Raw genomic sequence first — 12,116 nt, forward strand, 5'->3', positions numbered from 1 at the left:
AACTTCCGAAAGCGCTAAAAACTTTTCAACATTTCGCCCAAGTCGGGACGACGGCTCACGGCTTCGGCGCGGCCGAGACGCGCATGTCGCGAAGACTTTGGGCGATGGAGGTCTCGTGCAGATGCACGCTTTGCCGGTCGAGCAGCTCCTTGGCTTTCTGCATGGCGTTGGCGTCGACCGCCCCGGGATCTCGCTCCGCCTGGTCGCACAGTGCCAGCAGGGCCTTCATCGCCCCTTCGAGCTCGGCGACGTAGGCGGGCAGCAGTGCCTCGCGAGTCCGAGTGAGCGCCTCGCCGATCCACTTCACGTCCAGGCGGGCGTTGACCGCCAGGTCGGTGACGCGGTGGCGGTGCATGTCCTCGCGGGCGTGGGTCAGGCTGTCACGCTCGATCTGCTCGACCTCGGCGGCAGTCAGGCCGTAGCTCGGCGCCGCCTGGATCGCGGCTCGCATGCCGCTGCGACGCTCGACCGCGGAGACGTTGAGCACGCCGTTGGCGTCGACGAGAAACTCCACCTCGACCTGGGGGATGCCCGCGGGCATGGCGGGAAGTCCGCGCAGCTCGAAGCGAGCGATGCTGCGGCAGTCCGCCACCATCTCGCGTTCTCCCTGGGCGACATGGATCAGCACGCCGCTCTGATTGTCCTTGCTGGTGGTGAACATCTCCGTGGCCCGCGAGGGAATGGCGGAGTTGCGCAGGATCAATTTGGCGAAGGCGCCCCCCTGCGTCTCGATGCCCAGGCTCAGTGGAATCACATCCAAAAGCAGCAAATCCCTGCGGCCCCCTGCCAGAATGCTGGCCTGGACCGCCGCGCCAAGGGCCACGACTTGGTCGGGATCGAGCGCGGTGTAGGGCGTCAAACCCGTGAGTGCCGCCACCCTTTCTCGCACATAGGGAATCCGCGTCGAACCGCCCACCAACACAACCCGATCGATCTTGATCGAGTTGGCGTCACGATGGGCCTGCTTGAAGGCCTCGATGGTGCGGTCGATCAGCGGGGCGATCATCATTTGGAAATTCGCACGCGTGAGTTGGCGGCGCAGGACAAGTTCCTTTCCAGCCTCACCGCCGGCGCGGACTTCGATCGTCGCCGTCTCCCGATTGGAAAGCTCGCGCTTGGCTTGCTCGGCGGCCATACCGAAGGCCGTCCACTGACCGGCGTCGATCTTCGCGCCCCTGTGCTCCGCCACAAACTCCTTCTGCAGCCATTGCGCGATGAGTTGATCGAAGTCATCGCCGCCCAAGCGAGTGTCGCCGCGCGTGGAGAGCACCTGGAAGGCCTCGCCCGATCCGGGATCCGCGGAATCCATCGGCTCGATCCGCAGGATGGAAACGTCAAAGGTGCCGCCGCCCAAGTCGTAGATCGCCACGGTTTCCGGCTTGCCCTTGCGACCGAGTCCGTAGGCCAGGGCCGCGGCGGTCGGCTCGTTCACGATCCGCTCGACGGTCAGGCCGCACAGCCGCGCGGCGTCGTGGGTGGCCTGCCGCTGCGCGTCGTCGAAATAGGCGGGCACGGTGATCACGGCGCGGGTCACCTTGACGCCAAGCCGCGACTCGGCGATGCGGCGCAGCTCGGAGAGCACTTCGGCGGCGACTTCCTGCGGCGTCACTGCGGTGCCCTGCACGTCAAAGGCGGCCAGACCGCGCGGGCCGGCCTTCAGCCTGACGGAAAGTTCTGCGGCGATGGATTCGCTTTCCTTGTGGCCGCGCCCCATGAAGCGCTTGGAGCTGGCGATGGTTGACTCGGGAAACTTCGCCGCTTCCTGTTTCGCCCTCCAGCCGACGCTGCTCTTGCCCGGCCCGAGAAAGCGCACCACGCTTGGCAGCAGAGCCCGCCCCTGATCGTCAAGCAGCACGCGCGGGCCGGACTCGTCGCAGATGGCCACCAGCGAGTGGGTCGTGCCAAGATCGATTCCGACAATCGGCGACATGGGCGATCCTAGCGCTTCGGTGCCGGTGGCGTTGTCGCGGGAGCTTCCGCCGGCGGCGCCTTGGTTGCAGGCGAAGTTCCTGTCGAAGGCGCTGGCGCGGCTGGTTTCTCAGTCGGCTCGGGCAGTTTCTGCAGGATCGACTCGTAGCGCTGCTTCGAGAGCTCCTTCATGAAGGCGATGAACTTCTCCGCCTCGCTGTTGCTGCCGTAGAGCGTGAAATTGCGCTCGCTGGAGCCGCGCCGCTGGAACTTGACCACCATCATCGGCTCGCTCTTGTCGTCGCCGCGATCGGGCGCCTGCTTGACCCACGGCGAGGCGCCCATCATGCCGACGAATTCCTTCGCCTGTTGCGGCGTCAGCGCCGTCTCCCAGGTGGTGATGTCATTGATGGCGTTCATGCCGCCGCCATACTGGATCTGCCCCTCGGTGGTGATCTTGAAGAGCTCGTAGCGCTGCTGGGTGGGATACTTCACCGTGATCTGGAAGCGCCAACCATCGACCGGGGAGTCGGCGGCGCCCGTGCCATGCGAGGCGCATCCGGCGCAGAACAGGACGCAGCATCCCAGCGCGATCGCGCAGCCGGTCCGCATCCATCGCAGGATTCGAATCATCGCGCCCACGTTCACTTTCTCGGCGGCCTGAACCATGCGTAGGGATCGGGGCCGAAGTCGTAGCGGATGGGAAGGTCCTGATTGCTCGTCAGATCGGTGGCGAAAGCAGCTTGGGCCATCACCTTCATCCACTCCTCGCTCGCGGGATCGGGGTTCGCCGCTCCGTCGAAGCGCCGCACAAAGGTCCAGCGGTCTTCGTTGGCGGCAAAGGTCATGATGTAGACGATTTCGTTGGGTTCAGGCTCGACCAGATAGGGATTGCGATCGAAATCGGCAAGCTCCGGGTCGCCGAAGCCAAGCTTCTTGGCCACATCCCACATCTCATGAACCTGCCGCTGGTAGAGCACGCGGACCGAGCCGGGCCGCACCCGGGTGTTCACGCTCGGGCCGAAGTCGGCGAGCATCGTCCCGTCGGGAAAGACGATCATCTTGCCGGGCTGCAGCCACGCCTCGGTGCGAAAGGGAACCTTTTCTCCCCTGAGGATCGTGACGTCGAAGGTCAGCGAGTTGGGCGTCGCCAGCGGATCCGGCGGCGCCGCGGAGCAGCCCGGGAGAGCGGCGAGCGCGGCCAGAAGCAGAAGCGGCATCGTCGGCAGGAACCGGCGCGCCACGCTGCGCCTGAAGCCTTGCCCCGCGAAAGGAATTGTGCGACCGGCGTTCACGGGCGAAGAGTACCACGCCCCTCGGCGCACCCTGCCGGCGGCGCCTTCGCTACTCTTCCCCTCATGCGGACCAGCGTGCGATGGATCAACGACTACCTGGATCGACCGGCCACCGCCGAGGAGCAGGCCGACGCGCTCACGGCGGTCGGTCTGAACTTCGACGGCCGCGAGACGCTGCCCGACGGTGCCATCTGGCAGGAGATCGAGACCACCAGCAATCGCGGTGACTGCCTCTGCCATTACGGCCTGGCGCGCGAGTTGGCGGCGCGGACCAAGCGCTCGCTGAAGCCGCCGGCATCGCATTCCGCTTCAAAGGCTTCGGGCGCGAAACCCGCGACGGGCGAGCCGGCATCCAAAATCATCAAGGTGACCAATGAGGAGCACGAAGGCTGCCCGCGCTACACGGCTCGTGTGATTCGCGGCGTGAAGGTGGGGCCGAGCCCCGTCTGGCTGCAGGAGCGCCTGCGCGACGCGGGGCAGATTCCGCGCAACAACATCGTGGATTGCACCAATTTCGTGCTGCTGGAACTGGGGCAGCCGACCCATGTCTTCGACCTGGCCACGCTCGCGGGGCCCGAGATCCGGGTGCGCCGGGCGCGGGCCAAGGAAGTCTTCCTTCCGTTGGGCGAGCAGATGGCTCCGATCGAGCTCACCCCCGCTGATCTGGTGATTGCCGACGCCAAGAACGCCGTCGCGATGGCCGGCGTGAAGGGCGGCGCCGCCAGCGCCGTGAAGGAGTCGACCACCGACATCGTGCTGGAGGCCGCGACCTTCAACCCATCGCAGGTCCGCGCCAGCAGCCGGCGCCACCGCATCGCCAGCGACTCCAGCAAGCGCTTCGAGCGCGGCGTGCATCCGGCGTCGATCGACGCCGCCGCCGAGCGACTGGCCGCGCTGATCCTGGAGACCGCGGGCGGAACACTCTGCGCGGGAGTGGTCGAGGCCGGAGCGCCCCTGCCGCCGCCGCGAATTGTCTCCATGCGAAAAGCCCGGTGCCGCCGGATCCTGGGCGCCGAGATCGCCGACGAGGAGATGACCGGCACGCTGCAGACGCTGGGATTCGCCCCGAAGGCCAAGGGCGATCTGCTCGAGTGCACGGTGCCGCCGCAGCGCATGGACATCGAGCGCGAAGTGGACCTGATCGAGGAAGTCATCCGGCTCATCGGACTGGAGCGCGTCCCCACGGGCGAGTCGATCCAGATTCGCACCGCGGCGCCCGATGCAAAGATGGAGGCCGGCGAGCGCCTCCGCGACACGCTGGCGGGGATGGACTTCGTGGAGTGCGTGACCCACGCGCTGATCTCCGACGCCTCGGCCAACGCGATGCTGCACCCGCCGCTGGCGGCGCTGCGCATCGAGGACGAGCGCGCGGGAGGAACCCCCTGCCTGCGCCCGAGCGTGCTGCCGGGATTGCTCGCGACCCGCAAGATCAACGAGGACCGCGGCGCCATCGACTCCCTGCGCCTCTTCGAGATCGCCTCGATCTTCCATCTCAACGCCGCCAAGGAGCACCGCGAATCGGTCTCGCTGGGCATGATTGCGGATGCCGCCAAGGAAGAAGAGGGCTACCGATCGCTGCGCGGCGTGATCGAGCGGCTGGCGCATGAGATCGCCGCCAAGCCCGCGCGCTTCGCGCCGACGGCATCGGACTCGGTCATGCATCCCGCCGCCGAGATTTCTATTGACGGCGCGGTGATCGGCCGCATCGGATTCCTCACGCCCGCGGTCCGCCAGGCTTTCGGCCTGGAGAAGCCGCTGATCGCAGCCGAAGTCGCCCTCGAGTCCCTGCTGAAGCACTGGCCGCCGGAGCGACCCGCCGCGGCGCTGCCCTCGATGCCTTCGGTGGAGCGCGACCTCTCGCTCATTCTTGGAAACGAGAAGACCTGGGCCGAGGTCGAGGGGGTCATCCTGCGCTCGCGTCCGGCGCATCTGGAGTCGCTCTCCTTCACCGGCACCTACAAGGGCAAGCAGACGGGCGCGGATCGCAAGAGCCTGACCCTGCGGCTGGTCTTCCGCGACGCCGCCCGCACGCTGCGCCGCGAGGAGATCGACCTCGAGGTGCAGGCGCTGGTAAAGACGCTGCAAGCGGAGCTCGGCGCGGAGCTTCGCGCATGAGCGAGGCGATGTCGCGGCTGTCGCTGCAGGAATTCGCCGACAACCTGGCCTCCAAGCAGCCGGTCCCCGGCGGAGGCGCCGTGGCCGCGGTCACCGCCTGCAACGCCGCGGCGCTGGGATGCATGGTGCTGGCCTACACCCTGGGCAAGCCGAAGTACGCGGCCTTCGAGGAGGCCAACAAGGCGGCGCACCATGCGCTGCACCACGCCCAGCGCGAGGCCCTGGCCCTGGCCGACCGCGACGCCGCCGCCTACGGCGCGCTCTCGGCGCTGATGAAAGTGCCCGCGGGCGATCCGAAGCGCGCCGCGGAGGAGCCCGCCGCGCTGCGCGAAGCGATCGCGGCACCGATGGCCATCCTGACCTTGTCGCAAGGCATTCTGAAAACGCTCCAGCCCCTGGTGGCCAGCAGCAATCCCAATCTTGCCAGCGACCTGGCGATCGCGGCGAAGCTCGCAGAGGCGGCCGCTGACGCGGCGGCGTGGAACGTGCGCGTCAATCTTCCGCAGCTTCCCGCCGGCGCGGAGCGCGCCGCGACTGAAAGCCGGCTCAACCAATCCATGTCATCGGTGCACAGCGCCGCCGACACCATCGATTGCGCCATCTCCGACCTGTTGAAGGCGAAGTAGCCATGCCGCAGCCGTGGGGACTCCTGGTGCTCTTCGCGGCGTCGTTGGCCATCCTCTGCGTGTGGGGCGGCGTGATGACGGGGCTGCAGGCGCTCAGGCCGCAGCGCAAGGCGCTGGCGTGGGCGCTGGCCACCGGCCGAGCGAAGGATCCGGCGGATCTCGATTTGAAGTTCGACGAGATCGAGTGCTCCTCGGGGCAGCGCCATCCCTGCCCCGCCTGGCGCATCGCGGGACGCGCCGCCGATCCGCTGGCGCCGATCCTGCTCATGGTCCATGGGTGGGGCCGCTCGCGCTGGGACTCGCTGGCACGGGTCGGCCCCTTTCTCGGCGCCTGTTCGGAGTTGGTGCTGCTGGACCTGCCGGCGCATGGGGAGCATCGCGCCGCGCTTTCATCCGTCGGCGCCCACGAGCCCGCCTGCGTCCTGCACGCGCTGCAGGAAATCTCGCGGCAGTCGCCGGGAAGGCCGCTGATTCTTGCGGGCCATTCCATGGGGGCGGGCATCGCCCTGCGAGTGGCGCTGCTGGCGGAGCCGCTGGGTCTTCCGATCGCGGGAGTGATCGCCTTTTCACCCTACCGCACGCTGCGCTCGCCAATTCCCGGCCGCCTGGCGCTGAAGGAGCTCCCGCAACAGCCCTTCTCGGAGATCGCCATCCTGACGCTTCGACTTCTGGGCCGCATGGATCGACCGCTCGAGATCGACGCCGCCCGGCTCAAGGCGCCGCTGCTGGTGCTTGCCGGTGACGGTGATCCGATCTCGCCCGCAGACGACGCACGACGCATCGCGCAAGCCTCGCCGCGCGGCACGCTTTCCATTCTGCGCTACCAGCGCCACGACGATCTGCGCCAGGGCGATCCGGAAAAATTCGACCGGGCTCTCGGGGACTTTCTGAATGCGATCACGGCGCCGTCGGCGGAAGCAGCCGGACGCGCGTGAGCAGCAGCGAGGATTCCTCCGTCACGGAGTAGACCCCGGGACCCATCGCCTCCTTCCAGAGTTTGGCATCGCATTGCAGGAGCTTGATGATCAGGTCGTTGGGAATGTCCAGTCCGGCCCGCGTCGCCATGCGGTGCTCGAAGTCGTCGGGAGCCGAGGTCACGCCCACGGAAACCTTGCCCGTCGACTTCGCGCTCTCCCTGCGGTTGGAATCCAGGCGAATCAGGATGTCCTGGTAGCCCCAGCAGAGCACGGGCTTGGTGCCGACATCCGCCAGCGCCTGCCGGCAGACCGGGGTCTCCGCCAGCGTGCCCGTCCCGTCTTTGCCCGAGGTGCGCAGGCACTGCTCGACGAAGCTGGAGTTGCCCATGAAGAACCAGCCGCCGCCGAAGCCGCAGCAGGCCTCGCGCGACTTCTCGTCGAAGATGGTGTTGCCGTTGAAGTCGCGCGACTCGAAGCCCGCCTCCGGCAGGAAGAGATTCAGCAGCGTGGTGACCGCCTGCTCGTCGGCGCAGCGTATGGCGTAGAGCGATTCCTCTTTGTCGGCCCCGGATCGTCTCGAAGAGTCCTTGGCCGGGTTGAGCTCCGGCGCGTCGCGGCGAATGATGTGCACGTCGGGCCCGAGCCGGGCAAAGGCGCGGGTGAGATCGGGCCCATATTGCTGCAGCGTGGCGTCGAAGGGCTCCGCCATCTCCTCGGGCAGCGAGGCCACCACCGACTCGACCAGCTTCATGATCAGGGGAAACTGCACATTGACCGTGCCGTAACCGCTGGCGCCGCCGGCGACGAAGGCGGGCGGCGGCGCGGCGACGCGGGCCGGATTGGGCAGCGCCAGCAATCCCATGCGCTCACCTTCGATCACGATGCTCGAAAGCAGTTCGAACTGCGCCCCCGGCGCCTCGGAGGAAAGCGAGAAGCCGTAGCCGTGCACGTCGCCGAAGAGCGTCTGCAGGAAGGGCTGCACCAGCGCCATCTGCGGGCCGCCGGCCCCGGCCACCTTGTGCAGCGACGAGGTCAGCAGCACCATCCAGCCATCGTTGCGGCCGACGCTGTCGAGGGTCTTCTTGAAATCGGCGCTCTCGGCGACGGATTTCCGCGAGGTCCCTTCGTAGACGCCCAGGGCCTCGTCCAAGTCCTGTTTCACGCTGCCGAAAAGAAAGCGCTCGCCGTCGCGCACGTAGTAGATCGTCTCGATGTGGTCGAAGGCGCCGTCGGGAACAAAAGCGTTGCCCTCGCCGCGCTTGCGTGACTTCGCCTTCTTCTTCGGCGTCGGGTGCTCCTCGGCAATGCGGATCGCCCGCGCCGGCTTGCCGCGGATGTCCAGGCTGGTCACCGCGCCGGCATCCTTCTTCTGCATCTCCACGAAAAGCGCGTCGAAGATGGTGGCGACCTTGTCGGGGTTGTCCTTCCAGGTGCCGCACAGGATGAAGTGCGGCAGGTCGGCATCCAGATCCTCGTCATGCACCACGTAGAGGCCGATCCCGAAGGAGGCGGGCCAGCTCCATGCGTCCTCCTCCACGCCCAGCTCCTGCCGCCGCGCCGTCATTCTCTTGCGCGACGCCTCGATCTCTTCCTTCACGATCGCCTGCACCGACTCGCTCTGCCACCACTGGCCCAGCGGCGTGGCCGACCAGCGCTCGCGGGTGGCGGCGATGTTCTCGGCGCTGAGCACCAGCCAGGCGTCCTCGGGCACGATCGACTCGAACTTCGCCTCGTCGGCGGCGCGGGCGGCGAGCGAAAGCGCCATCGCGCACAAGGCGACGAGACTTTTGAGCGGCGTGTTCATGAGGCTCCCTTGAAAACGTGTGGATGGATGCGAAGGCGCCGGCTTACTTGGCGGCCCCGGAGGCGTCGAGCAGCTCGCTCGCCGTGCCGAAGTCGGAGCGCGTCGGGCCATCGTGATAGTTGTGCCCGGAGTTGGGATTGCTGCGGTCGTAGGTGAAGGCCTCGCGGTTGCGCACGAAGTCCTTCACGTAGCGGGCCGGAATCGCGAAGCCCAGCGACTCGCCGCCGCGAATGCCCATGTTGGTGATGCCGATCACCTCGCCGCGGGTGTTGAAAAGCGGGCCGCCGGAATTGCCGGGATTGATCGGGCAGTCGGTCTGGATGTAGGTGAGCCCGTCGAAGCTGCGCTGCGTGGTGCTGATCACGCCCTGGGTGAGCGTGCGCTCCAGTCCCAGCGGATTGCCGATGGCGAAGACCGCCTGGCCGATGTCCAGCTGCTCCTCCTTCTGGACCGGGGCGAAGGTGAACTCGCCATCCTTGGGCTGCGGAATCTTGACCAGGGCCAGGTCCAGGTGGTTGTTCACCGCGATCAGCTCCACCTTGTCGATGTCGACGCGCTTGAGCGTGCCGTCGCTCTGGGGAAACCAGACCGTGGCCTTGAGCTTCTGCTCGCCCTGCACCACGTGGGCGTTGGTGATGGCGTGACCGTCCTTGTCGATGATGACGCCGGAGCCCAGCCCGCTGGGCGTGCTGATCTTCACCACCGCAGGGCCGAGTGTCCTGGCGTGCTCCTTGGGACTCTGCGTCGGCGCGTTGACCGCGGTGTGGAAGAGGTCGTCCTTCTCCACCTTCAGCGGGGCTGCCGCGGCGGCCGAGTCGATCTTGGCGACATCCTCCATGTCGAAGGAGAGCACGTCCGCCCCGATGTCGATCCAGACCCGCTTGTCGCTGCGCTTGACGATCTGCCCGTCGATGGTCGAGCCGCTCTGCAGGTGGATCACATCCGCCCGGACTTGCCCGATCGCGGCGCCGAACAAAATGGCGCTGACCAACGTCCCGAGCGCCGACGATGACATTCTTTTTTGCACGGGCTTATGATAGCCCGTCCGCCGCGCCGTCCGTGGCCGTACGCTCCCGCCTGTGAAACTTTTTCGACCGCCGACTTACGGAGATCCCCGATGCTGACCGCCCCCGCCCTGGCCGCCGCCCTGCTCGCCTCGCCGCCGACCTCGGACCTCTCCGCGCACTTCGGCTTCGACCCGCTCGAGGTGCAGAAGATCGACGCCAAGGCCGGGCCGATGATCGCGGTCGACCTCAACGGCGACGGGCTCAAGGACCTGGTGGTGGTCAACAACCGCAAGAGCCGCATCGAGCTCTACTACCAGCGCGCCGATGCCAAGCCCGGCGACGAGAAGCCGCCGACCCCGGGTTCCAACGAGCTGCCCGAGTTGTGGCGCTTCCGCCGCGAGGTCATCTCGGTTCCGCACGAGATCCTGGCGGTCCTGCCCACCGATTTCGACCACGACGGAAAGATGGACCTGATCTACGCGGGGCAGCCCGGCACGATCGCCTTCGTGAAGCAGAGCAAGCCCGGCGTCTTCGAGATCGTGCACAAGGTGCCGGTGAAGAATCTGGTGGGCAACCGCGACAACCTGCTGCTGGCCAACGTCATGGGCGACGCCAAGCCCGAGCTGATCACCAACACCGGCGGCAAGATCTCGGTCTGGCCGCTGGACAACGACCAGGTGGGCACGCCGCTGGAGCTCAGCGCCGGCGAGGGCAGCATCGTGGCGATCATGGCCGACGACTTCGACGGCAACGGCACCACCGACCTGGCGGGCGTGGTGCCCGAGGACTCCAGCCCGATCCGGATCTGGCTCACCAGCGTCGATGGCGACAAGCTGGTGATCGGTCCGCAGAACCGCTTCGAGATGCCGCCGCTGCGCGAGGCGGAGTGCCTGCACCTGCCCGGCGACAAGCAGGCGCAGCTGGCCGTCATCGAGAAACCCAGCAAGCGCATCGTCTTCAGCAAACTGGCGAAGTCGGCGATCAAGCGCGCCGGCGACCGCGAGGCGAGCATTCAGACCGTCACCTTCAACGACCCGCAGAACAAGAAGCGGAACTTTGCCGTGGCCGACATCGACGGCGACGGGCGCCTGGACCTGCTGGCCACCAACACCGGCGAGAACGCGGTCATGCTCTATCGCCAGAAGCCGGGCAAGGGCTTCGAGACGCCGGAGAAGTTCCCGGCGCTCTCCGACCTCGATTCGATCGCGGCGCAATCCGCCAAAGGCGATCAGCGGGCGCTGGTCTTCCTGCTCTCCGAAAAGGAAGGCATCGTCGGCCGCTCCGACGCGGGCACCGATGGCATCAGCTTTCCCAAGGCGATTCCCCTCCCCGCGGGCAGCTCGCCGGTCACCATGAACCTGGTCGACTTCAACGGCGCCGCCACGCTCGCCGTGGTCACCAAGGATGGCCGCAACTACACGCTGCAGCTGATCCCGGTGACGGGCGACCAGTCGATGGATCCCAAGAACCACCGCAGCGTGAGCCTGGGCACGCTCAGCCGCGGGCCCGAGACCATCCTGAGCGTGGACGCCGACCACGACGGCCACACCGACCTGCTGGTCTTCACCCCCGACAAGCCCATGATCATGGTGCGCGACGTCATGGACAAGGATGGCAAGGCCGAGCTCAAGGTTTTCGAGAGCAAGGACATGGGGCAGTTCGGACTGGTGCAGGCCGCCAACGGACGCAACACCGCGGCCCTGGACCTGCTGGGCGACGGCAAGAGCGAGCTGCTGGTGGCCGACCGCAATTATGTGCGGGCCCTGACCTACAACCCCGCGCCGCCTGCGGGCACGAGCCCGGGCTGGCAGGTGGTCAAGCAGATCAATGCCGAGGCCTCCGACGCCAAGCTCACCTGCATCGCGCTGATGGGAGACAAGATCGTGGCCGGCGACCGCGAGAATGGCCGGCTGGTGGTCTTCTCCAAGAACGACAAGAAGGAATGGAAGCAGAGCGAGGCCATCGAGGTGCCGGGCTTCAAGTTCAATCAGATCTTCGCCGGCCCGCTGGGCGGCGATGACAACGACGTGGTCCTGGTGATCGGCGACAGCAGCTTCGCGGTGGTGCGCCTGCAGGGCGAGCGCTGGCGCCTGGAGGAGGTCGCCTCATGGAAGAGCGACGAGCCGCGCCGCGTCGAGCATGAGCTGGTGGTCGGCGACATCAATGGCGACGGGTTTCTGGATGTCACCGCGCTGGACGCCTCCGACCAGATGGCGGAGATCCTGACCTTCAGCCAGTCCGGCAAGGTCCACTATGGGACGGCTTTCGAGGTTTTCGAGAGCAAGATGTTCTCCGGCGGCGAGCCCAAGGAGTTCGAGCCCAACATGGGGGTGGTGGCCGATGTCACCGGCGACGGCAAGGACGACCTGATCCTGCTGGCCCACGACCGCGTGCTGATCTATCCACAGCAGACCAAGCCCGAAGGCGCGTCGGCAAAAAAATGA

Annotated in this window: 9 protein-coding genes; 4 read left to right on the plus strand and 5 right to left on the minus strand. The window is 67.0% G+C overall.

Features of this window, described 5'->3' with window-relative positions:
• Nucleotides 1-55: 55 nt before the first annotated feature.
• From hscA to K8R92_09945, 3 genes are read right to left on the minus strand one after another with little or no spacing between them, the layout of a single operon-like run.
• Complete coding sequence (gene hscA, locus K8R92_09935) at nucleotides 56-1,930, minus strand: Fe-S protein assembly chaperone HscA (GenBank protein MCE9620215.1); 1,875 nt, start codon at nucleotides 1,928-1,930, stop codon at nucleotides 56-58.
• Between the two features lie 8 nt (nucleotides 1,931-1,938).
• The gene (locus tag K8R92_09940; GenBank protein MCE9620216.1) at nucleotides 1,939-2,577 is read right to left on the minus strand and encodes a hypothetical protein; all 639 of its coding nucleotides are present in this window, start codon (nucleotides 2,575-2,577) and stop codon (nucleotides 1,939-1,941) included.
• A complete protein-coding gene (locus tag K8R92_09945; GenBank protein ID MCE9620217.1) occupies nucleotides 2,553-3,152 on the minus strand; it encodes a hypothetical protein in 600 nt (199 codons plus the stop codon). The genes K8R92_09940 and K8R92_09945 overlap by 25 nt, the downstream gene beginning before the upstream one ends.
• Nucleotides 3,153-3,266: 114 nt before the next feature.
• Between K8R92_09945 and pheT the strand changes: the two genes are divergently transcribed.
• From pheT to K8R92_09960, 3 genes are read left to right on the plus strand one after another with little or no spacing between them, the layout of a single operon-like run.
• Nucleotides 3,267-5,318, plus strand: coding sequence for a phenylalanine--tRNA ligase subunit beta (gene pheT, locus K8R92_09950; protein MCE9620218.1), 2,052 nt, complete (start codon nucleotides 3,267-3,269; stop codon nucleotides 5,316-5,318).
• Nucleotides 5,315-5,944 carry a cyclodeaminase/cyclohydrolase family protein gene (locus K8R92_09955; GenBank protein MCE9620219.1) on the plus strand — a complete coding sequence of 210 codons (630 nt, stop codon included), beginning with the start codon at nucleotides 5,315-5,317 and terminating at the stop codon, nucleotides 5,942-5,944. The genes pheT and K8R92_09955 overlap by 4 nt, the downstream gene beginning before the upstream one ends.
• Nucleotides 5,945-5,946: 2 nt before the next feature.
• Nucleotides 5,947-6,879 carry an alpha/beta fold hydrolase gene (locus K8R92_09960; GenBank protein MCE9620220.1) on the plus strand — a complete coding sequence of 311 codons (933 nt, stop codon included), beginning with the start codon at nucleotides 5,947-5,949 and terminating at the stop codon, nucleotides 6,877-6,879.
• Here K8R92_09960 and K8R92_09965 read toward each other — a convergent pair.
• The gene (locus K8R92_09965; protein ID MCE9620221.1) at nucleotides 6,842-8,665 is read right to left on the minus strand and encodes a hypothetical protein; all 1,824 of its coding nucleotides are present in this window, start codon (nucleotides 8,663-8,665) and stop codon (nucleotides 6,842-6,844) included. The genes K8R92_09960 and K8R92_09965 overlap by 38 nt on opposite strands.
• 43 nt (nucleotides 8,666-8,708) lie before the next feature.
• A complete protein-coding gene (locus tag K8R92_09970) occupies nucleotides 8,709-9,692 on the minus strand; it encodes a trypsin-like peptidase domain-containing protein (GenBank protein MCE9620222.1) in 984 nt (327 codons plus the stop codon).
• 90 nt (nucleotides 9,693-9,782) lie between these two features.
• On the opposite strand from K8R92_09970, the gene K8R92_09975 reads away from it, so the two are divergent.
• The gene (locus tag K8R92_09975; protein MCE9620223.1) at nucleotides 9,783-12,116 is read left to right on the plus strand and encodes a VCBS repeat-containing protein; all 2,334 of its coding nucleotides are present in this window, start codon (nucleotides 9,783-9,785) and stop codon (nucleotides 12,114-12,116) included.

It is taken from the genome of Planctomycetota bacterium (assembly GCA_021414025.1).
In the GTDB taxonomy this organism is placed as follows: Bacteria; Planctomycetota; Phycisphaerae; order Phycisphaerales; family SM1A02; genus SYAC01.